Source organism: Sodalis ligni (genome assembly GCF_016865525.2).
GTDB classification, from domain to species: Bacteria; Pseudomonadota; Gammaproteobacteria; order Enterobacterales; family Enterobacteriaceae; genus Acerihabitans; species Acerihabitans ligni.
The window spans coordinates 4,159,381-4,179,205 of the sequence record NZ_CP075169.1; the positions used below are offsets into that span (position 1 = coordinate 4,159,381).

Below are 19,825 nucleotides of genomic sequence, written 5' to 3' on the forward strand. Positions count from 1 at the left end.
CGCCTTGAATCCCGCCCCTATCGGCCATGCGGTGCTTAATTGGAACGAACAGGGTACACCTGTATCCCGACAATTTGATGACGTTTACTTTTCCAATCAGGACGGGCTGGAAGAAACCCGCTATGTTTTTCTGCGGGGCAACGGCCTGCCAGCGCGTTTTACCGGGCATCGCCGGGCGTCTTTTACCGTGGCGGAGACCGGTTTCGGCACCGGTCTGAATTTTCTGGCCCTATGGCAGGCATTCCATCGGTTCCGCCGGGACAATCCTGACGCAATCCTGCGGCGGCTGCATTACGTCAGCATTGAGCAATTCCCTCTGCGGGTCGCCGATCTGGCGCTGGCCCACGAACGCTGGCCGGAATTGGCCGATTACGCATCCCCATTGCGTGAATCATGGCCGCCGGCCATCGCCGGCTGTCACCGGTTGATCCTGGACGGCGGCGCGGTGACGCTGGACCTGTGGTTCGGCGAGGTGAACGAAGTACTGCCGGGACTGGACGACAGCCTGAACGGCCAGGCGGACGCCTGGTTCCTTGATGGCTTTGCTCCGGCGAAAAATCCCGCCATGTGGAGCGATAGGCTTTTTCAGGCCATGGCACGCCTGGCCGGGCCGCAGGGAACTTTTGCCACGTTTACCGCCGCCGGGTTCGTCCGGCGGGGATTGCAGGCGGCGGGATTCAAGGTCGACAAGCTGACGGGTTTCGGTCAAAAACGGGAAATGCTGTCCGGACAGCTTTCTGCCGTCGCCCCCCGGATCAACGGCACGCCCTGGTATCACCGGCACAGTCCGGCCGAGCCGCAGGAAGTGGCGATAGTCGGCGGCGGTATTGCCGGCGCGTTATGCGCGGCGGCATTGCAGCGGCGCGGAGCAAGGGTTACCCTCTATTGCGCCGACGACGCCCTGGCTATGGGTGCCTCCGGCAACCGCCAGGGCGCGTTGTATCCCTTGCTCAATATTGAGGACGAGGCGCTGACGCAATTTTTCGCCGCCGCGTTCCCCTTCGCCAGTCGCTGCTACCGGGAATTCGCGCGCCAGGGCATTTCGTTTGAACATCAATGGTGCGGCGTAACGCAATTGGCCTATGATTCGCGCAGCGCCCGCAAGCTGCGCGACATCCTGGCGCTGGGTTTGCCCGAAACCCTGGTGCGCGGCGTGGAGAGCGGGGAGATGGAGCAGTTGACCGGACTGGCTACCGGTACCGGCGGCATCACCTATCCCCAGGGGGGCTGGCTCAATCCGGCGCAGCTGATAGCCGGTATAGTGGAAAGGGGCCGGCAATACGGCATGAGTATCCATTACGGGCACCGTGCAGAACGTTTGGAGCCCACCGCCACCGGCTGGCAATTGCAGTTCGCTCATGGCGTCTTGGCCAATCATGCCGTGGTGGTGCTGGCCAACGGCCATCATTTGCTGCAGTGGCCGTTCACCAGCGCCCTGCCCCTCACCAGCGTGCGCGGGCAGGTGAGCCATATTCCCGCCGTACCGGCGCTGAACGCCCTGAAACAGGTGCTCTGCTATGACGGCTACCTGACGCCCGCCAGCCCCGGCTACCAGACCCACAGCCTGGGCGCCAGCGCGGTGTGGCATGATGAAAGCACCGATTTCAGCCCCGCCGAGCAGCGGCAGAATCTGGACCGGCTTACCGCCTGCCTGCCGCATCAGGCATGGACCGGCAGTGTGGATATCCATCATGACCAGGCGCGCTGCGGCGTGCGCAGCACCGCGCGGGACCATATGCCCATGGTGGGCAATGTGCCCGATTATGCCGCTACGCTGGCCCATTACCGGCACCTTCCCCAATTGCTGGAGAGCGGCGGCGCCATCGAACTTGCCCCCCACCACGCGAATCTCTTTATGCTGGGTGCCCTGGGCTCGCGGGGACTGTGCTCAGCGCCGCTGGCGGCGGAAATCCTGGCGGCGCAAATCTTCGGCGAGCCGCTCCCCGTTAGCCGGGAGCTGTCGGCGGCACTAAGCCCCAACCGCTTCTGGGTAAAAAAGCTGTTGAAAGGGCGTGAGCTTTGAGCCAACGCCATGAGGTTCAAAAAGAGACGTTCAGTTTCGCCCATACCGTTCGGCCCGGTTCATTCACCGGCTCGTTGGCGGAATAACCGAAACCGCTGTTGCCCGCCAGGTTCAAGTGCTCGCTATAGCGTTTATTAAAGATATTGTCGATGCCGCTGCTTATCTTCACCTGTTCGGTCAGCTTGAACGCGACGTTGGCCGACAGTACGCCGAAACCGGCACCGGCATCAAAGTCCTTCCCCACCACGTTGCCTTCATTCAAGGCCACCCTACGCTGGGCGCTGACAACGCGCCATAACCCGGCGGCGCTCCATTGCTCTCTTTCATATACCAGGCCCACCCGCGCCTCCAGGGGCGGCATCTGCGGCAACGGCCGGCCGTCACGGCTATTTTTGCCCCATGAGTAGGCCAGCGCGGCATCGGCTTTCCACCGTTCGGTTAACGGATATTCCAGTCCCACTTCCCCGCCCATAATGACCGCATCGGTATTATCGGCCTGGCTGCGGTTGGCGTTTTGCGGATCGTATTTGATAAGGATGAAGTCGTTGACCCGCCCCAGGTAAGCCGAGATCCATCCATTGTATTTTGCTCCGCTGTAGTGGGCGCCGATATCAATCTGGCTGGTCTTTTCACTTTTCAAGTTAGTGAAAGGGGCGCCGCCGCCGGGCCCGGCAGAGGGAGAAAACAGCTCCCAATAGTCCGGAAAGCGCTCGATATAGCCCAATCCGGCATAAAACATGAACGGCAGCGCCGCCGGCCGGTGTTCGTAACGGACAAAACCGGCGGGGGTAGCGGCAGATCGGGATTGCTGGTTTTCAAAACCGTATTTTTTCCCCCGGTGCCGATCGATACGCGCCCCGCCGACATAGCGGCTCGTCTCGCCGGCAAACCAGGTCAGTTCGCCAAATGCGCCGTAATGCGCAAATTGCGCGTCTTTGAACCAGGTCCGGTCGGTTTTGCCGCGGTGGCTATCGGCTTGCATATCCACGCCCGATTGCAGCTTGAGGTCCTGCCATAGCCAGTCGGTGACGACGCGCCCGCCGACGGTGCGCCGATCCAGGTTTTTGCGTTTGGCGGCGCTCACGGCATGCCGCATTGATTTGCAGCAGCAAGCCGGTGGTTTGGCGGGGGTACGCAGGGTGGTATTGTCCATAGCATGGTGGGCATAGCCGTAGTAGATCTGCGCGTCCAGTTTGTCCAATATCCGGCCGATGTCATGCTTCTCGAAACGGGCGCCGAGGCGCTCATGCCTGAACTGCGAACCGTCCATGCCACGGCCGGCATAGCTGGCCTCGCCGTCGCCCTTGCCGCCGCTGAACTCCACCAGCGTGTCGGCATCCGGCGTCCAACCCAATACCGCGTCCCCGCTCCATTTATTCCAGCGGGACGGAACACGCCGATACGCACCGTCCCTATAATCCCCGGCCCGCGACTGCGTGCCGATCAACTGCAAATAGCCCCGATCGCTCCCCAGGCGAGCATCGATATTTTTATCGAGGCGCCGGTTGGATCCTGCCAGCAGGCCGGCATCGGCCCCGGCCATGCCTTGATCAAAACGGGGACGGGTCCGTTCGAATCGCACGACGCCCGCCGAGGCGCCGGGACCCCATAACACCGTTTGCGGTCCTTTTACCAGGGTCAAGAGGTCAAAGCTTTCCGGTGAAATATAGGCGGTAGGCGCATCCATGCGGCCGGGACAGGCGCCGAGGACTTCCGCTCCGGAGGCGAGTATCTTCAAGCGCGAGCCGAACATGCCGCGAAAGACCGGATCGCCGTTGGTCCCGCCGTTGCGGACCTGGGAAAATCCCGGAACGGTTTTAAGGTAGTCAGCGCCATCGCTGGCGGGAACCGGCTGGCGCGGCGTTCTGGGCGAGGTAACCACCGTCAGGGGAGAACCCCGCGGAGCGGTAACCGTCATGACCTCCGCATCCCTGTTTTTCCGCCGCGGATCGTCGCGCTCTTCCGGCAAGACGGGCTGTGCGGCGGCGCCATTGAGCGCCGCCAGGGTGAAAATGGGCACCAGACGGACAAAACCGCGATATCCGGGCAGGTTTTTAGGGAGAGAGAATTTGATAAACATCAACTTTCCTTATTTGTAAACGTCCTTTGACCAACGGTCGGTGGATACAGGCCGAAGAGATAATGGCAATGCCGGGGAAAGAAGCCGGTTCGCCAGGCGGAAACTCCGTTCCGGCCGTTTTCAATCAGCGGAAGAGCCGCCTGGATAACCTGACCACAGCTGTGGTCAGGCGTGTTAAGGCGAATCGCGGGACAAGGGATCGGGAAAGATGAAACCGGCCGGCAAGAAAGCGCTAACCACAGGGTGGGAATTTTACGTGATTAACGGCGCCGGCGGGCTAAAAACTTCAGTTTCGTTTACCTTTGGTAAGCGCAATGTTCAGATTTTTGCGCGCTCATACAGCTTGTGCCACATACCCAGCACCAATGCCTGATCCGGCGGCGACAGTTCACCGTTGCCGATGGCTTTGTTGATACCGCCCTGTACGCGCTCATGCAGGGCCTCCAGGGTATGCTCATTGTTCTCTTCGGCTTCAGCGACCGCAAGCGTCAGATGGCCTCGCAGGTAGCCGCCGGCAAACAACTCGTCATCACTGGCGTGCTCCACCATATCGTCAATTATCGCCAGGATACGCGCTTCAAAATCTGCGATCATCAAATGTCCTCTATTGATTATTCTGCGCCGAAAACGCCGCGGGATCGGCGGGATGGCGAAACAGCGCCGGTGTCAGCGGCCGGGTATGGTAAAACGACTGCAATGCCCCGATAAAACGCCCTGCCCGCCGCGGGGTACCGCGGGACAGATAGTCCATGACCTGATGGTGCACCCGGCCCTGGAAAGCGATGCGATCCGGTTCACAGTCGCCACTGAGATTATCGCAGCTGACATTGAAGGGAAAGTCCGCCGCGACACAAAACAGCCACTCCAGCGCCTGCGGCCTGATTTCCACCTGCTCGAACCGCTGCTGGGTCGGCGCGTCCCGTCCGTCGGGACAATACCAATAGCCGAAATCCACCTGCAGACGGCGGGACGCCCCGGCAATGCACCAATGGGAGATTTCATGCAGCGCGCTGGCATAATAGCCATGGGCGAACACAATGCGGTGATAGGGAATCAGTTCATCGGCAGGCAGGTAAATCGGCTCCTCATCGCCCTTGATCAGACGGGTATTGAGGCTGTCGGCGAAACATCGATTGAATATCTCAATCAGCTGCTGGAAATGATGGGTTTCGGTTTGCATGATCTCGTTATGTTTTACCAATGGGAAGTCAGCCACAGCATGATGTCGGCGCCATGGCTGTCATAAAGGAGCTTCAGGCTCATTAAAAATGATACTGCCACAATCATCGGGCGAATCAATTTTTGCCCTTTGGTCAAAACCATGCGGGCGCCCAGCCGGGCCCCGAAAATCTGGCCGGCCAGCATGACAAATCCTACGCTCCACACCACTTTACCCGCAAGCATAAACAGTATCAGGCCGCCAAGGTTGGAGGTGAAGTTCAATACCTTGGCATGGGCGGTGGCTTTGGCCAGATTAAAACCACTCAGGGTCACATAGGCCAGGGCATAAAACGAACCGGCGCCAGGGCCGAAAAATCCGTCGTAAAAGCCTACCCCGCAACCGGCCACGAGGGCGAACGGCCAGGCGGACAAGCGACGCTGCCGATCCTCCTCGCCGATACGCGGCATCAGCAGAAAATAGAGGCCGATGCCGATGACCAGCAGCGGAAGGATCTGGCGCAGCAATCCGGCCTGCAGGTGCTGAATCAGGATAGCGCCGGTCATGGAGCCGAGGAACGTCATGGCGATGGTCAGTTTTTGCCCGCCCAGATCCACCGCCCGTTGACGAATAAAATAGAGGCTGGCGGAGAAAGAGCCGCCTACCGATTGAATTTTATTGGTACCCAGCGTTTGCGCCGGCGAGAGTCCCACTGCCAGCAGCGCCGGCAGTGTGATTAATCCGCCGCCGCCGGCAATGGAATCAATAAACCCCGCGAAGACCGCCACGCCGAACAGCAATATCAATACCGGGGGTGAAACCGCTAACCAATCCATGTTTTTTCCGTGACTCTTTTTCCAAGCCGGCAGCGGCCGGCGATACCGCCGGCCGTCTGAAAACGGCACGGCGCCGGCGCGCCGTCGGCAGCAAATTATTCCGCTCCCAAGGGGTTATCCAGCAGTGCCTGACACGACGGCGGTAGCGGCGGCGGCGCCTTTTTCACCGGCGGCTTGCCGGGTTTGGGCGGCAGGAACCAGCTTTCCAGTTCGGCGCCGCAACCGTCGCCCGCCGGCGGCGGAGCCTGATCCTGGCACTCCCGGCTATCGGCAGGGCAGCGCAGGCGCACATGCATATGGGCACGGTGGCCGAACCACGGCCGCACCTTGTTCAGCCAGGCGCGATCCGGCCCGGCGACACGGCACAGCTGCTTTTTAATAGCCGGATTGACAAAAATACGCGTCACATCGCTGTCCTGGGCCGCCAGCTTAATCAGCATCATGGTTTGCGGCTGCCACAGGCGCGGATTGACGTCCCGTCCGTTGGCCGCCACCAAATCCAGCGGCTGCGGTTTTAGCAATTCCTGCGCCGTCCAGCGCTGACGCGGCGTCTGCAGCCAGATATCCGCATCCAGCCCTGACTGATGGCTGGCATGGCCGCTGCTGAAGCGGCCGCCGGCCGGCATCGCCATGTCCCCCACCAGTACTTCCCCCAGCCCCAGATTCCGGACCTGGTTGCTTAACCGCACGATAAACAGCAGCAGATCGGGATGGCCGAAGTAACGACGCTGATCCGGGCGCAGCACCTGATAGTTCGACGCCTCCAGCTGCAACGGCCGGGCGCCGACAATACAGCCGTTGGCGAAAGCGCCGATAGCCTGCGGACTGCCGGCCACCGGTTGGGTTATTTTTTGCCAGGGAGTGGGAACGGCCAACGCATTGAAAGCCAGCGCAGCCAATAACCCGACTATCCATTGTCGCATTTCATTTACCACCGGGGCAGGGTTGGGACGACATCGCCGTTTTGCGCGCGCTGCCGTAACAGATGATCCATCAGCACGATGGCCAGCATGGCTTCGGCGATGGGCACCGCACGGATGCCGACGCAGGGATCGTGGCGCCCGCGGGTCACCATTTCCACCTGTTCGCCCTGGCGGTTGATGGTACGGCCGGGCACCATGATACTGGAGGTGGGTTTCATCGCGATATGGGCAATGATGGTTTGCCCGCTGCTGATTCCACCCAGCACCCCGCCCGCATGGTTACTGACAAAACCCGTCGGCGTGATTTCATCGCGGTTTTCGCTGCCGCGCTTGGTGACCACGGCGAAACCGTCGCCGATTTCCACCCCTTTTACCGCATTGATGCTCATCAGGGCATGGGCCAGATCGGCATCCAGACGATCGAATACCGGCTCACCCAGGCCGGCCGGCACCCGCTCGGCCATTACCGTTACCTTGGCGCCGATGGAATCGCCGTCTTTTTTCAGGTTGCGCATCAGTTCGTCCAGCGCATCCAGCTTATCGGGATCGGGACAAAAAAACGGATTTTGCTCCACCTGTTGCCAATCTTTCAGCTCACAGCGGATATCGCCGATTTGCGCCAGATATCCCCGCACCAGGATGCCGTGTTTTTGCGCCAGGTATTTTTTCGCAATCGCCCCCGCCGCCACCCGCATAGCGGTTTCACGCGCCGAAGAGCGGCCGCCGCCGCGGTAATCCCGCAGGCCGTATTTCATTTCGTAGCTGTAATCCGCATGGCCCGGACGAAACAGATCCTTGATGGCGCTGTAATCCTGGGAACGCTGATCGGTGTTTTCAATCAGCAATCCGATACTGGTGCCGGTGGTGACCCCTTCGAACACCCCGGAGAGGATCCGCACCTGGTCCGGCTCGCGCCGCGCCGTGGTATAGCGTGAGGTGCCGGGTCGCCGCCGGTCGAGATCGTGCTGCAAATCCGCTTCCGTCAACGGAATGCCGGGCGGAACGCCGTCCACCACGCAGCCCAGCGCCGCCCCGTGGGATTCACCAAAGGTCATGACGCGAAATAATTCGCCAATACTGTTCCCTGCCATCGGGACTCCTTTGTTTAACCAGAATAAGTAATCAACCTGAGCTGCACGTTTATCAGTAATCTGTCAATAAATACCGATACCTATCAGTCCCTATACAGTGCAAAGGTTTCGCTGCAGGCCGCCAGCTGCGCCCGGGTCAGCATAAAGACGCCGTCGCCGCCGTTGTTGAATGTCAGCCAGGTGAAAGGAATGTCCGGATACTGCTCCAAAAGATGGACCATGCTGTTGCCCACTTCGCAAATCAGTACACCGTCTTCGCTCAGGTAGTGCGGCGCGGCGGAGAGAATACGGCGCACCAGCTTCAGACCGTCGCTGCCCGCCGCCAGGCCTAACACAGGTTCCGCCCGGAACTCCTGCGGCAGGTCGCTCATGTCCTCTTCATCCACATAAGGAGGATTGGTGACGATCAGATCGTACTGTAACGCCGGCAGCTCACGGAATAAATCGGAACGAATGGGCGTGACCCGCTGATCCAGGCCATAGGATTGGATATTCATTTCGGCCACCGACAGCACATCGCCGGAAATATCAACCGCATCCACCTCCGCTTCCGGAAAAGCAAATGCGCAGGCGATGGCGATACAGCCGCTGCCGGTGCACATGTCAAGAATATGCGTCGGCGGTTTGGGGAGCAACGCCTGGAATCGATTGTCTATCAGTTCGCCGATGGGGGAACGGGGAATCAGCACACGCTCATCCACATAAAACTCCAGTCCGCAAAACCAGGCTTTATTGGTCAGATAAGGTACCGGGATACGCTCGTTAACCCGCTTGACCACCCGCTCCACAATACGGTAACGCTCACTGGAGGTCAGCCGGGAGTGGTACATCTCCTCCGGAAAATCCAGCGGCAGGAACAGGCTCGGCAGGACCAACAGTATCGCCTCGTCCCAGGAATTATCGGTGCCGTGACCGTAAAAAATCTGCGCGGCGTTAAACCGGCTGACCGTCCAGCGCAGCAGATCCTGTATCGTATGCAGCTCGGCCGCCGCTTCATCCACAAAAATTTTGTCCAATTTGCTCTCCGCAAGGGCGATGTCATCTTATCTGCCGGTTAGTTTGCCATGAAGCGCCTCACAAAGCAGCAGGCACAACCGTCCCTGGACGGGTCGCAACGCACTTTTTTGCCGGAAATTTTCGCCGTTAAGGGAAAAGAGAGGGTAGACTTGCTAAAAATAGCAATTGCAGAGTGGGGAATGAAAAAAAGATATCAACTGGCCGAAGAGGAACGCCATCTGTTTCGCGAGTCCATAACCGGTACCAAACCCTTGCGGCAGGATACCGTTAAACCGCCAAAGCCTCGGCTGAATACCAATCATCTCCCCGCCCGGCGATTGCTGCATGAACAGGTGGACGCCAGCTTTTATTTTTCCGATGAGTTCCAGCCGCTGCTGGAGAGCGAAGGTCCGGCCCGCTATATGCGTCCTGACGTCAGCCCCTATGAAGTGAAAAAATTACGGCGGGGTGATTATATACCTGAATTATTTCTCGACCTGCACGGCATGACCCAGGCCGAAGCCAAGGAAGAACTGGGCGCCCTGCTGGCCGCCTGCCGGCGAGAACACGTACACTGCGCCTGCGTTATGCATGGCCACGGCAAACATATCCTCAAACAGCAAACGCCGCTGTGGCTGGCGCAGCATCCGGACGTCCTGGGTTTTCATCAGGCGCCGAAAATGTTTGGCGGCGATGCCGCGCTGCTGGTGCTGATCGAGCTGGACGAATAGCGCCGACCCGGTAGGCTACAACCGGGGTCAGACCTTCGCCAGTAATTGCGCCGGGCTGATTTGCCAGTTCAATACCCCATTGCCGTCCGCCGGATCCAACTCCACGCAGGCCACCGCCGAGGTGGCAAACATCGGCGCCTGCTCCGTGGGACACAGATCGGCCACCAGGTAACCCACCAGCGGCAGATGAGAAATCACCAGCACGGTGCCCAGTCCTTCGTTGGCCAGCGCCTGCAAATAACAGCAAATCATGGCCACATCGCCGCCCGGCGTCAGCTCCGGCAGGGTCTCTTCACCGTCGGGCAGCACCAGTTCCTCCCGCACGACATCCAGCGTTTGCCGGGCGCGCAAATAAGGGCTGACCAAAACACGATCGGTATCGATAATCTTGCTACTCAACCAACTCGCCATCAGGTGTGATTCATCACGGCCACGAACAGTTAAAGGTCTTTCAGCATCACTGGCGGCTTCTAACGCAGCGTCGCCGTGCCGCATAATCAAAACTTGCATAGTGCACCGTTGTTGTTTGACAAAAACGCCATGGGGAAACAGGTTTTACCGTATTAAGCCATGCTGTCGCTAAATCTAGATCCTATGACAACCTGAAATACGCATAGCTAACCGTCCCCCCGAAGCGACCGGGCATTGAGAGCTCGAAATCACGTAATAAAACGCTGCTTTTTACATCAATACCCACTAGGTAGTCAACACATCGAACACAGATGCCCCTCCCGAAAACAAAATGTCATAACAAAAACGTCTACTGAGTGTAATGGCTATTAGCATAAGACAACGCTTTCAGACAAAGGTGCGCGTTAAGTAACAGTTTTGCAATTGACACTTGCCGACGCCCCCTGGACGCCCTTTCGGCCCATCGCAACCCGGCCGCGGATCAAACCGGCTCCGGCCGGGAAGAGGTTTCGGTTGCATGGCGATATTTAATATTCATAAAAAACAATCTGCGGACAAACGAGCACAGCCGGCAAAGATGCCTGTCCGCCCGGCGCCGGTACGTATTTTTATTGTATTGCTAATTAACTTGACGCAATAATCTGACCTGTATCAGTCAAGTTTTTATCGCCGACACCATTTTGTCAATAACGTCAACTTGCAATAAATAACATTCATGACTAACGATACGGGGCTTTATCGGACCAGGCCAGGCGCATATTATACCCGCAGGCTTCTATTGCTATTTCATCCTTTCAATTGCCGTAAAGGCATAATTCAAAATATAGCATGCCGTCGATAACCTGCATCATTCTCGATCCATTGTGGCTGGCCGAGGCGTCTTTACCGTTTCGCTTCCCACCGGCCGGTACTTCTCCGGTACTTCTCCAGTACTTCTCCGGTACTTCTGCCGCCCCGTCGCTTTTTCGGGTATATTCATTCGCCGGCGCCGGACGTATTACATCACGGCATAGCAGGCCCGCTATTTCGAATAACGACTTAATTATCTTTATTAGGAATTGAATCATTTTATCCGCACGGTAAAACATATCAATAATTTTTCAAGCGCTGTTCACCAGACACTCTATAGAATTTCAAGTGAGTGAAATAGCGGGCATGGGATTTTAGTGATCGGTAAGCAAACTTACGAAACTCACGGGACTTGATATTGCAGATATAACATTAAAGCTGAAAAAATAATAAGGTAAATCCGATAATCGCGGTCCGTTTGAGGACCGCGATATCAGGAAATTAGCGCAACCCGAGCTGGAATATCAGGCTTTCAGCCTCACAGCTGAAGTTAAAATCGGCCGTTAACGCCACACCGCCTTCAGCAGGCTCGATGCGACTGGTTATCTGGCAAGGATCGGATTCCACCGCGCGGGCTTTTTCCGTCAGTTTTGCCAGCATGGCTTCAGCCTGGTGGCGGTCCGCATAGACCTGGCTGAAAGATGCCTTGCGATCTTCGTTGTCGATAATGGTGCCGACATCGACACAACAGCAGGCGGCCGTTTCTTCAGCGCTGCATTTATTGATTGAATGAGCCATCGTTTTTTCTCCACAGGATAAACCTGTCTGACAATAATAACCTTACAAAGTATCTGTGCTTGATTATACGCTTCCCGGCAAGATGATAACAGGGATAAACCCACCGCCCCTGGCTTATCGCCGTTGCATTAAGGGCGGAGGCCGGACCTTATCCGCTACGGCGCATCGATACTCTTCAGATCGCCTTGTATCGCCTGCGCGTTCGGGTTTTCCTGCGGCACCAGACGGCCGCCGCTGGCCAGGAAATCGTGCCGCTGGAAATAAGCCGCGCGCACCAGGGCGTACGGGTCGGCGGAGTTACGCAGCAGACTGTCCGAATCCAGCAATTCGGCGCGGGTTTCGATGCCCTGGAAGACAAATTTGCCGATGCTCATCCACCAGGTAAGATAACTTAGGGCCGGATAGAAATTATCCGCCAGGCCGCCGATATCTTCCCGAGGCGTAAAGCTGCCGTAAGCGGGCAGCACCACATACGGACCGTATCCTACGCCGTAGGTGCCAAGCGTCGTGCCAAAGCGCCTGGGCTGCTCCTTGGCCAGCTTGGGATTCGCCATGGAGGCCACATCAATCAGCCCGCCCATGCCCAGCAGGGTATTGAGGAAGAAGCGGTTAAAATGAATCATGGCTTCGTACGGCTTGCCTACGGCGAAGTAGTTTACCATGGACGCCGGTTCTTCAAGGTTGCTCAGGAAATTGCTCAGTCCGTTACGGGCCGGCATCGGCACATAATCGCGCCAGGCCACCGCCGCCGGACGCACCACATAAGGATCAAGGACATTGTAGTTGAAATTGAACATTGTCCGGTTGAACCCTTCCAACGGATCAGATCGTTTCTGAGCCGACTGATCGGTTTTACTGGCGCACCCCAGAATCAATATAGTGGCCAGCGCCACGCCTGACAGGCGGTAATTCATCATTCGACTCCGTTTTAATTTATTATGCCCGCCTCTAGGGCACTTGTTGATCGATTTGCACGGCAATCCGGCCGGCGCCATTGAAATCCTGTACAGCACTCTCGCCAAACCACTCTCCCGGTTTCGCCTCGGCGGTACCGTCTAAAGAGAGTCTGACCCGTACTTTCAGCTGAACCTGGGCGGAAAGTAAACGCTCCGGCATCATGGCGTTGCCGTCGTCGAGAGATAACGATAATGGAAAGCGACTCAGCGGTAACGTTTTTATCGCCACCGGCTGCGGACTTTTACCGTCGGTAACCGAGATAATCACGACGCCCCGCAGCGGTAATCTATCGGCTATCGCCGGCGCGGGCGTAACGGTAACATCGAGTTTAGCCGTCTCCTGGCCGGTTTGCTCACGGGCCAGGGCGATACTGTGCTTGATAGCCTCCACATGAACATCGCCCGCGGGCAATAATGTCAACAAACGCTGCCACAGTATAATAGCCTGTGAGAAATTATTCTGCTGATACTCACTGACGGCCAGCAGATCCAGCGTCGGGATATCGTCCGGATGACGCTGCGCCATCTGCCGCAGTAGCCGATTGCCGTCCAGGTTGTCACCCGCATCGGCGGATCGGGTCAGCACATCGGCATAATCGAGCTGGATGCCCTCGTCGTCCGGCGCCAATCGCCAGGCCCGCTCGAAAGCATGGGTGGCCATGGACGCGTCCTTCAATACCACCCCGATCCGCCCGAGAATCAGCCAATCCTGCACATTGTCCGGCCGCCGCTGCAGCGACGCGCGCAACCCCACCGCAAAATCCGACAGCTCGCCGGGCGTCAACTGCCGGGCCCGGGGGTCCATGATGCGGGCGCGCAGCGCAGGCAGTTCAGCCACCGTTTGCCGCCAGCGCCAAAGCTGCCCCAAACCACCGGTACCCGCGTAAAGACCCAGCGTCACCACCACCAGCGCCACCACTCCAGGTAGCAGCGCCCAGGCGCTCGACGTGCGCCAGGGCGCTTGCGGTACCGGCGGAATATCCGCCAGCAGGTTTTGCTGTAAATCTTCAATATGACCGGAGCGGTGGTCGATCACGCCCTCCGCTTCCTCATGGGCCAGCTCGTCCAGGCGCCGCCGGTAAAACAGCGTATTCTGACCGTCTCGGGTCAACGCGCCGGGACGGGAACCGTGGCGCAGGGCCGGCCATACAAACGCTCCCCCCGCCGCCGCCAGCAGGACCAGCATGGCCACGCCCAATGCTATCATGATTGCTTCCCGTCCGGTTTATCCAGCAACTGCTCCAGGCGCCGCCGCTCATCGGATGACAGCGGTTCTGCGCGGCCGCCGCGCCGCGCGGCCTGTAATACCACCGCCAGACCGCCTAACATCACCACCAGCAGAGGGCCAAGCCATAACATCAGCGTCAGGGGATTTACCGGCGGCTCATAGCTAACAAAATTACCGTAGCGCGCCACCATATAATCGATAATCTGCCGTTTAGTCCGGCCCTGCAGCATCAACTGGTAGACCTTGGCGCGCATTTCGGCGGCGATAATCGCATCCGAATCGGCAATGCTGTTATTCTGGCATTTCGGACAGCGCAGCTGCTCGGTTACTTCGCGATACTGCTGCTCTTGCGCCACGCTGTTAAAGTGCCGGGCATCAATGGCGGCGCCGGCGGCGGTGCTGCACAGCAGCAGAACCGTTAACAGATTGCGCAGGATCATTCAGGCTCCCCCGGCATATTTTTCATAGAGCGGCCGCACTTCCCGCTGCCAGACCCCGGCATTCATATCCCCGGCGTGCCGATAGCGGATAATACCCCGTCCATCAATCAGAAAGGTCTCCGGCGCGCCATACACCCCCAGATCCAATCCCAGCATGCCGTCGCCGTCATACAGGCTCAGCGCATAAGGATTGCCCAGGGTATTGAGCCAGTTCACCGCTTTGAGCCGATCGTCTTTATAATCCATGCCTACCACCCTAATACCTTGTGCCGCCAGAGTATTAAGGAATTGGTGCTCTGCCCGGCAGGTGGGACACCAGGTGGCCCAAACGTTCAGCAGCAGCGGCTTACCGTCGCGCAATACCGATTGATCGTATTGCTTCGCCGGATCGTCCAGAGACTGCAGAGTGAAAACCGGCACCGGCTTGCCGATAAGCGCCGACTCCAGCAAAGTTGGGTCATCGCCATGGGCGTTGCGGGTCAACTGCACAACAAAGCTCGCCGCCAGCGCCAAAAACAGGAGCAGCGGGACCAGCAGCAGCAATCTGGTTTTCATTGCTCACCCGACTCGGACAACCGGGACTTTTTCTGGGCGCGATAACGGGGATCCGCCAGGCAGCACGCGCCGCCGGCCGCCATCAATAAACCGCCCAGCCAGATCCAGCGGACAAAAGGTTTGTAATAGAGCCGGACCGCCCAGGCGCCGTCATCCATTTCCTCACCCAGCGCCGCATACAGGTCGCGGGTTAAACCACCGCTGATGGCCGCTTCAGTGGTGACGGTCCGGCTCACGCTGTAATAGCGTTTTTCCGCCTGCAGCCTGGCCTCCGGCTTGCCGTTATGCGTCACGTCGAAGACCGCCGCCGCGCCGGTGTAGTTCGGCCCGGTCAGGCTTCGTAAAGCCTGGAAACTGAACCGGTAGCCGCCGATGTCCGCCAGATCGCCGGTTTTCATCCGTATATCCCGTTCCAGACTGTAATTCTGGCTGAAGGTGATGCCTATCACCGTGACCGCCACCCCCAGATGGCCGAGCACCATGCCCCAGTGGCTAGGGGTCAGATGAGCCAGACCTCGCCAGAACGAGCGGCGATGGCCGGCGCGCTCCCGTAACTCCATCAGGGTCAGAGTCATCACCCAAAGGGACATCATCAGACCGGTTACGGTCATGCCGCGAATGTCATCTCCCATCAGCCGGGGCAACAATAACGACATGGCCAGGCAGCCCGCGAACGCCCATGACAGGCGCTTGATCCATTTTTTTGCCTCATCCCGCCGCCAGCGGATAAGCGGACCAATCCCCATCAGCAGCGCAAACGGCGCCATCAGCCAGGTGAACATACTGTTAAAGAACGGCTCGCCGACGGAGATACTGCCCATGCCTAACTGTTTATGGATCAGGGGCAGCAGCGTACCCAGTAGTACCACCAGCATTGCCGCCATCAGCAGCACGTTATTGCTCAGCAAAAAGGTCTCGCGGGAGAACAGCTCGTTTTGCGCCCGGCTGCGTACTTTGCCGCCCTGAATGGCATACAGCAGCAGCGAACCGCCGATCAGCAGCACCAAAAATGCCAGGATAAACATCCCGCGCGCCGGATCGGAGGCAAAGGAGTGTACCGACACCAGCACCCCGGAGCGCACCAAAAACGTCCCCAGCAGACAGAGGGAGAAAACGGTAATGGCCAGCAGCACGGTCCATGATCTGAAGGTGCCGCGTTTCTCGGTCACCGACAGGGAATGCAGCAGCGCCGTGCCCGCCAGCCAGGGCATAAACGAGGCGTTTTCCACCGGATCCCAGAACCACCAACCGCCCCAGCCCAGTTCGTAATAGGCCCAGGAGGAGCCGAGCACGATGCCTAAGGTCAAAAAAATCCAGGCGGCCTGAGTCCAGGGACGCGACCAGCGCGCCCAAGCGGTGTCCAGACGACCGGCGATAAGAGATGCGATGGCGAAGGAAAACGCCACGGAGAATCCCACGTACCCCATATACAGCAGCGGCGGATGAAAGATTAACCCGATATCCTGCAGCACCGGATTCAAATCGTGCCCGTCAATGGGATAATCCGGCAGGGTACGGCTAAAGGGATTGGAGGTGAGTAAAATAAAGGCGAGAAAACCGGTATTTATCATCCCCATCACCGCCAGCACCCGTGCCACCGCCTCGTCGGGCATACGGCGGCTGAACAGCGCTACCGCCAGCGTCCAGCAGCCCAGCAGCAGCACCCACAGCAGTAACGACCCCTCATGGGCGCCCCAGGTGGCGGCAATGCGGTAATATAGCGGCAGGCGGGTATTGGAATTATTCACCACGTAAATCAAGGTAAAATCATTGACCACAAACCCGTACACCAGACAAATAAAGGCCCCGCTGATGCACACAAACAGTCCGCAGGCCAGCGGACGCGCTGTCGCCATGAGCCTTGCATCCTGACGCGCCGCGCCCCACAGCGGATAGATGCTCAATAACAGCGCCAGCGCCATAGCCAGGCAGAGCAGGAAATCACCCAATTCGGGAATCACGGCGTCACCTTCGTTTGGATAATACTGAAGCTGCCGGAAGCGGAGCGCGAGCCAACGGAAGGAAGAATGGCCGAACTTTTCACGTCTTCCGCCACTTCGGGCGGCGTGTAATTTTCATCGTGTTTCGCCAGCACCTCCTTCGCCTGCACCAGATTACCGGCCTCCAGCACACCCTGCGCCACCACTCCCTGCCCTTCCCGGAACAGATCCGGCAGGATACCGTCATAACTTACCGTAATCGCACCGGCGGCATCATAAATTTTAAAGGTCACTTTCAGGGTTTGCGCATCCCGCCGCACGCTGCCGGGCATGACCAGGCCGCCGATGCGTAGACGCTGGCCGATATGCGGCAAAGCATGCTGCTCGCCTTTACCCAGCAGCATCTCACGCGGGGTATAAAACAGGTCGATATTGGAACTCAGCGCATACAAGAAAAGCGTCACGGCAAGCGCACCGCCCGCCAGCATGCCGAACAACAGATAGAGGCGGTTTTTACGGCGAGGATTCACTGGCTATTCCCCCGTTGCGGGGCGGCGGCGCTGTGCGGCCCGGGGGCTGATGCGCTCTGGCGGATACGCCGCAGGCGCGCCTGCCGGCGACGGATTTCCGCCAACAGGGCCCGGCGCTGCCACAGGGTATGCACGATTAACGCCGCCAGCGGCGCCAACGTCGAGGCCACCGCCAGCCAGACATAGAAAGCATACCCCCCCATGGCAAAAAAAGCCGTCCAGGAACTGAATGCGGGGTTCATGACGCACGTCCCTTTGTCGCCAATGCCACTACCCAGGGACGATGGCATTCTTGCCGCAGTATCAGATTGCGCAAACGCATCAGCGCTAGTGTCAAGAAAAACAGCAAATAACCGAGGATGGCCCAGCGCAGCGGGGTACGCATACTGGGATCAATGCTTTGCTGCATATGGCTAGAACCCTGATGCAGGGTATTCCACCACTCCACCGAATAATGAATGATGGGAATATTCACCACGCCCACCAAGATCAGAATACCGGCGGCCCGCCCGGCCAGGCGCCGATCTTCAAAAGCGTTATATAACGCGATGACGCCCAGATATAAAAACAGTAATACCAGCTCAGACGTCAGGCGGGCATCCCATACCCACCAGGTACCCCACATAGGCTTGCCCCAGGCGGAGCCGCTCACCAGCGCAATAAAGGTAAATACCGCGCCCACCGGCGCCATCGCCGCCGCCGCCAAGTCCGCCATCTTTATTTGCCAGACCAGGCCAACAGACGCCGCCAGCGCCATCGCCATATAAATTCCCATCGACCACATGGCGGCGGGCACATGTACATAGATGATGCGAAAACCATTACCCTGCTGATAGTCCGCCGGCGCAAAACCAAATCCCCAGACCCAGCCCACTATCAATGAGCCCGCCGTGGCCAGCGCCAGCCAGGGAATCAGACCGCCGCACAGCCGGTAAAGCCGCTCAGGCCTGCTCAATTGATGCAACAATTTCCACATGCAACATTGTCCACTGTCAAAACCATCCAATCGCCGCGGTGAAATTCATTGCAACGTTACGCGTAACGCCGCGGCGGCGGCAACAGGCGCCAACATGACGCTTAATACCAGGAATGCACCCAAGATCGCCAAAAAACCGTCAATGGGTAAACCCTGCGCCGCGTTATCAATGGCCGCGGTAGCGAAAATCAACACCGGAATAAACAAGGGTAACAATAATAAACTCAGCAAGACACCGCCTTTGCGTAAGCGGAGGGTTAATCCCGCGCCCACGGCTCCCACCAGGCTCAGCGTCGGCGTACCCAGCAACAATGACAGCGCCACGGCCCGCCATGTGGCCAAATCCAGGGACAGCAGCAGCGCGGCCACCGGCGACAGCAGCAGCAGCGGCAAACCGGTCACCAGCCAGTGCGCGCAGACCTTGCCCAGCACCGCGATGGGAAGAGGCAACGGCAACAACAGCAGTTGCTCAAGGGTGCCATCATGAAAATCCTCCCCAAACAGGCGCTCCAACGATAAGAGACAGGCCAGTAAGGCCGCCACCCAGATGATACCGGGGGCGATACGACGCAGTAATTGCGGTTCCGGCCCGATCCCCAAGGGAAACAAGGTTATCACAATCAGAAAAAACCACAGCGGATTGATAATATCGCTGCGGCTGCGTAATGCCGAGCGCAAATCGCGGCGAACAATCAGCCAGAACATGGCGTCTCCCGTACCGGCATCAAGGCTATCTTGCGTATCGCCACCGACGCTGGGGGAAGCGCCTGATGGGTGGTAAGCAAAACCATACCCCGGGCCGCGCTGTGGCCGGCGAACAAGGACATCAGCTGCGCGGCGCCCTGTTTATCAATGGCGGTGAAAGGTTCGTCCAGGATCCACAAACGGGCCGGACTCAGCCATAAACGCGCCAGCGCCACCCGCCGCTGCTGGCCGGCTGACAAGCCGGCGGACGGCAGTTCCTCGTATCCCAGCAATCCCGCCTGCTCCAACGCCTGCCAAACGGCTTTTTCGTCCCGCTGACCGCCGCTGGCCGCCTGGTAAAACGCCAAATTCTCAAAAGGCGTCAAAGCAAGTTTGATGCCGGCTTGATGCCCGATATAAAGCAGATCCCGATGATAGATTTCACGCACCAGGCTGATATTTTCTTGCCCCCAGCAAACCTCCCCGCGCTCCGGGCGGGCGAGTCCTGCCAAAATACGCAGCAGGGAGGTTTTGCCGGCACCGTTGCCGCCTTCAATCTGGAGAATGTCCCCCGGCTCGACCCGAAAGCATAAACGGGAAAAAAGCTCGCGATCGTCGCGGATACAGGCCAGGTTTCTTGCTTCCAGCATCGGAAACTCAGCTCTTCATTAACAGGAAC

General features: G+C 58.5%; 21 protein-coding genes. 2 read left to right on the forward strand and 19 right to left on the reverse strand.

Features of this window, described 5'->3' with window-relative positions; genetic code table 11:
- Positions 1–4: 4 nt before the first annotated feature.
- Complete coding sequence (gene mnmC / locus GTU79_RS19285; RefSeq protein ID WP_203523507.1) at positions 5–2,023, forward strand: bifunctional tRNA (5-methylaminomethyl-2-thiouridine)(34)-methyltransferase MnmC2/FAD-dependent 5-carboxymethylaminomethyl-2-thiouridine(34) oxidoreductase MnmC1; 2,019 nt, start codon at positions 5–7, stop codon at positions 2,021–2,023.
- 16 nt (positions 2,024–2,039) lie between these two features.
- Here mnmC and GTU79_RS19290 read toward each other — a convergent pair whose 3' ends face one another.
- The 7 genes from GTU79_RS19290 to prmB form a co-directional block, all read right to left on the reverse strand.
- Positions 2,040–4,103: a TonB-dependent copper receptor gene (locus GTU79_RS19290; RefSeq protein WP_214513278.1), complete on the reverse strand. Its 2,064-nt coding sequence runs from the start codon at positions 4,101–4,103 to the stop codon at positions 2,040–2,042.
- Between the two features lie 318 nt (positions 4,104–4,421).
- Positions 4,422–4,697: a YfcL family protein gene (locus GTU79_RS19295; RefSeq protein ID WP_132927165.1), complete on the reverse strand. Its 276-nt coding sequence runs from the start codon at positions 4,695–4,697 to the stop codon at positions 4,422–4,424.
- A gap of 10 nt (positions 4,698–4,707) precedes the next feature.
- The gene (locus GTU79_RS19300; RefSeq protein ID WP_214513279.1) at positions 4,708–5,283 is read right to left on the reverse strand and encodes an elongation factor P hydroxylase; all 576 of its coding nucleotides are present in this window, start codon (positions 5,281–5,283) and stop codon (positions 4,708–4,710) included.
- A 14-nt stretch (positions 5,284–5,297) separates the two neighbouring features.
- Positions 5,298–6,098, reverse strand: coding sequence for a sulfite exporter TauE/SafE family protein (locus GTU79_RS19305; RefSeq protein ID WP_203523510.1), 801 nt, complete (start codon positions 6,096–6,098; stop codon positions 5,298–5,300).
- Positions 6,099–6,193: 95 nt separating this feature from the next.
- Positions 6,194–7,021, reverse strand: coding sequence for a penicillin-insensitive murein endopeptidase (gene mepA / locus GTU79_RS19310; protein WP_214513280.1), 828 nt, complete (start codon positions 7,019–7,021; stop codon positions 6,194–6,196).
- Positions 7,022–7,026: 5 nt separating this feature from the next.
- Entirely contained in the window at positions 7,027–8,112 is a 1,086-nt protein-coding gene (gene aroC, locus GTU79_RS19315; RefSeq protein ID WP_203523512.1) for a chorismate synthase, read from the reverse strand.
- An 83-nt stretch (positions 8,113–8,195) separates the two neighbouring features.
- Entirely contained in the window at positions 8,196–9,128 is a 933-nt protein-coding gene (prmB, locus tag GTU79_RS19320) for a 50S ribosomal protein L3 N(5)-glutamine methyltransferase (RefSeq protein WP_132927155.1), read from the reverse strand.
- Positions 9,129–9,308: 180 nt separating this feature from the next.
- Between prmB and smrB the strand changes: the two genes are divergently transcribed.
- Positions 9,309–9,839 carry an endonuclease SmrB gene (smrB, locus tag GTU79_RS19325; RefSeq protein WP_203523790.1) on the forward strand — a complete coding sequence of 177 codons (531 nt, stop codon included), beginning with the start codon at positions 9,309–9,311 and terminating at the stop codon, positions 9,837–9,839.
- A 27-nt stretch (positions 9,840–9,866) separates the two neighbouring features.
- Here smrB and sixA read toward each other — a convergent pair whose 3' ends face one another.
- From sixA to ccmA, 12 genes are all read right to left on the reverse strand, one after another.
- Positions 9,867–10,349, reverse strand: coding sequence for a phosphohistidine phosphatase SixA (sixA, locus tag GTU79_RS19330; RefSeq protein ID WP_214513281.1), 483 nt, complete (start codon positions 10,347–10,349; stop codon positions 9,867–9,869).
- A gap of 1,191 nt (positions 10,350–11,540) precedes the next feature.
- Positions 11,541–11,837 carry a YfcZ/YiiS family protein gene (locus tag GTU79_RS19335; RefSeq protein ID WP_132927151.1) on the reverse strand — a complete coding sequence of 99 codons (297 nt, stop codon included), beginning with the start codon at positions 11,835–11,837 and terminating at the stop codon, positions 11,541–11,543.
- Positions 11,838–11,992: 155 nt separating this feature from the next.
- Positions 11,993–12,751: a phospholipid-binding lipoprotein MlaA gene (gene mlaA / locus GTU79_RS19340; protein ID WP_132928066.1), complete on the reverse strand. Its 759-nt coding sequence runs from the start codon at positions 12,749–12,751 to the stop codon at positions 11,993–11,995.
- A gap of 34 nt (positions 12,752–12,785) precedes the next feature.
- Positions 12,786–13,997, reverse strand: a complete 1,212-nt coding sequence (gene ccmI / locus GTU79_RS19345; RefSeq protein ID WP_203523791.1) for a c-type cytochrome biogenesis protein CcmI — start codon at positions 13,995–13,997, stop codon at positions 12,786–12,788.
- Complete coding sequence (locus GTU79_RS19350) at positions 13,997–14,461, reverse strand: cytochrome c-type biogenesis protein (RefSeq protein WP_203523514.1); 465 nt, start codon at positions 14,459–14,461, stop codon at positions 13,997–13,999. Before GTU79_RS19350 ends, ccmI begins: the two co-directional genes overlap by 1 nt.
- Positions 14,462–15,016: a DsbE family thiol:disulfide interchange protein gene (locus tag GTU79_RS19355; RefSeq protein WP_203523515.1), complete on the reverse strand. Its 555-nt coding sequence runs from the start codon at positions 15,014–15,016 to the stop codon at positions 14,462–14,464.
- Entirely contained in the window at positions 15,013–16,977 is a 1,965-nt protein-coding gene (locus GTU79_RS19360) for a heme lyase CcmF/NrfE family subunit (RefSeq protein WP_132927145.1), read from the reverse strand. Before GTU79_RS19360 ends, GTU79_RS19355 begins: the two co-directional genes overlap by 4 nt.
- A complete protein-coding gene (ccmE, locus tag GTU79_RS19365) occupies positions 16,974–17,486 on the reverse strand; it encodes a cytochrome c maturation protein CcmE (protein ID WP_214513282.1) in 513 nt (170 codons plus the stop codon). Before ccmE ends, GTU79_RS19360 begins: the two co-directional genes overlap by 4 nt.
- Positions 17,483–17,728 (reverse strand): heme exporter protein CcmD, encoded by a 246-nt coding sequence (gene ccmD / locus GTU79_RS19370; RefSeq protein ID WP_203523517.1) that lies wholly within the window; start codon positions 17,726–17,728, stop codon positions 17,483–17,485. The genes ccmE and ccmD overlap by 4 nt, the downstream gene beginning before the upstream one ends.
- Positions 17,725–18,462 (reverse strand): heme ABC transporter permease, encoded by a 738-nt coding sequence (locus GTU79_RS19375; RefSeq protein ID WP_203523518.1) that lies wholly within the window; start codon positions 18,460–18,462, stop codon positions 17,725–17,727. Before GTU79_RS19375 ends, ccmD begins: the two co-directional genes overlap by 4 nt.
- Before the next feature lie 45 nt (positions 18,463–18,507).
- Positions 18,508–19,167: a heme exporter protein CcmB gene (ccmB, locus tag GTU79_RS19380; protein WP_203523519.1), complete on the reverse strand. Its 660-nt coding sequence runs from the start codon at positions 19,165–19,167 to the stop codon at positions 18,508–18,510.
- Positions 19,155–19,796 (reverse strand): cytochrome c biogenesis heme-transporting ATPase CcmA, encoded by a 642-nt coding sequence (gene ccmA, locus GTU79_RS19385; protein ID WP_203523520.1) that lies wholly within the window; start codon positions 19,794–19,796, stop codon positions 19,155–19,157. The genes ccmB and ccmA overlap by 13 nt, the downstream gene beginning before the upstream one ends.
- Positions 19,797–19,825: the final 29 nt, after the last annotated feature.

What these genes read in the sequence shown, in the direction of transcription:
- GTU79_RS19290 (WP_214513278.1), bottom strand. Translation starts at nt 4,103, where the DNA reads ATGTTTATCAAATTCTCTCTCCCTAAAAACCTGCCCGGATATCGCGGT.
- GTU79_RS19295 (WP_132927165.1), bottom strand. Translation starts at nt 4,697, where the DNA reads ATGATCGCAGATTTTGAAGCGCGTATCCTGGCGATAATTGACGATATG.
- GTU79_RS19300 (WP_214513279.1), bottom strand. Translation starts at nt 5,283, where the DNA reads ATGCAAACCGAAACCCATCATTTCCAGCAGCTGATTGAGATATTCAAT.
- GTU79_RS19305 (WP_203523510.1), bottom strand. Translation starts at nt 6,098, where the DNA reads ATGGATTGGTTAGCGGTTTCACCCCCGGTATTGATATTGCTGTTCGGC.
- mepA (WP_214513280.1), bottom strand. Translation starts at nt 7,021, where the DNA reads ATGCGACAATGGATAGTCGGGTTATTGGCTGCGCTGGCTTTCAATGCG.
- aroC (WP_203523512.1), bottom strand. Translation starts at nt 8,112, where the DNA reads ATGGCAGGGAACAGTATTGGCGAATTATTTCGCGTCATGACCTTTGGT.
- smrB (WP_203523790.1), top strand. Translation starts at nt 9,309, where the DNA reads ATGAAAAAAAGATATCAACTGGCCGAAGAGGAACGCCATCTGTTTCGC.
- sixA (WP_214513281.1), bottom strand. Translation starts at nt 10,349, where the DNA reads ATGCAAGTTTTGATTATGCGGCACGGCGACGCTGCGTTAGAAGCCGCC.
- GTU79_RS19335 (WP_132927151.1), bottom strand. Translation starts at nt 11,837, where the DNA reads ATGGCTCATTCAATCAATAAATGCAGCGCTGAAGAAACGGCCGCCTGC.
- mlaA (WP_132928066.1), bottom strand. Translation starts at nt 12,751, where the DNA reads ATGAATTACCGCCTGTCAGGCGTGGCGCTGGCCACTATATTGATTCTG.
- GTU79_RS19350 (WP_203523514.1), bottom strand. Translation starts at nt 14,461, where the DNA reads ATGATCCTGCGCAATCTGTTAACGGTTCTGCTGCTGTGCAGCACCGCC.
- GTU79_RS19355 (WP_203523515.1), bottom strand. Translation starts at nt 15,016, where the DNA reads ATGAAAACCAGATTGCTGCTGCTGGTCCCGCTGCTCCTGTTTTTGGCG.
- ccmD (WP_203523517.1), bottom strand. Translation starts at nt 17,728, where the DNA reads ATGAACCCCGCATTCAGTTCCTGGACGGCTTTTTTTGCCATGGGGGGG.
- GTU79_RS19375 (WP_203523518.1), bottom strand. Translation starts at nt 18,462, where the DNA reads ATGTGGAAATTGTTGCATCAATTGAGCAGGCCTGAGCGGCTTTACCGG.
- ccmB (WP_203523519.1), bottom strand. Translation starts at nt 19,167, where the DNA reads ATGTTCTGGCTGATTGTTCGCCGCGATTTGCGCTCGGCATTACGCAGC.
- ccmA (WP_203523520.1), bottom strand. Translation starts at nt 19,796, where the DNA reads ATGCTGGAAGCAAGAAACCTGGCCTGTATCCGCGACGATCGCGAGCTT.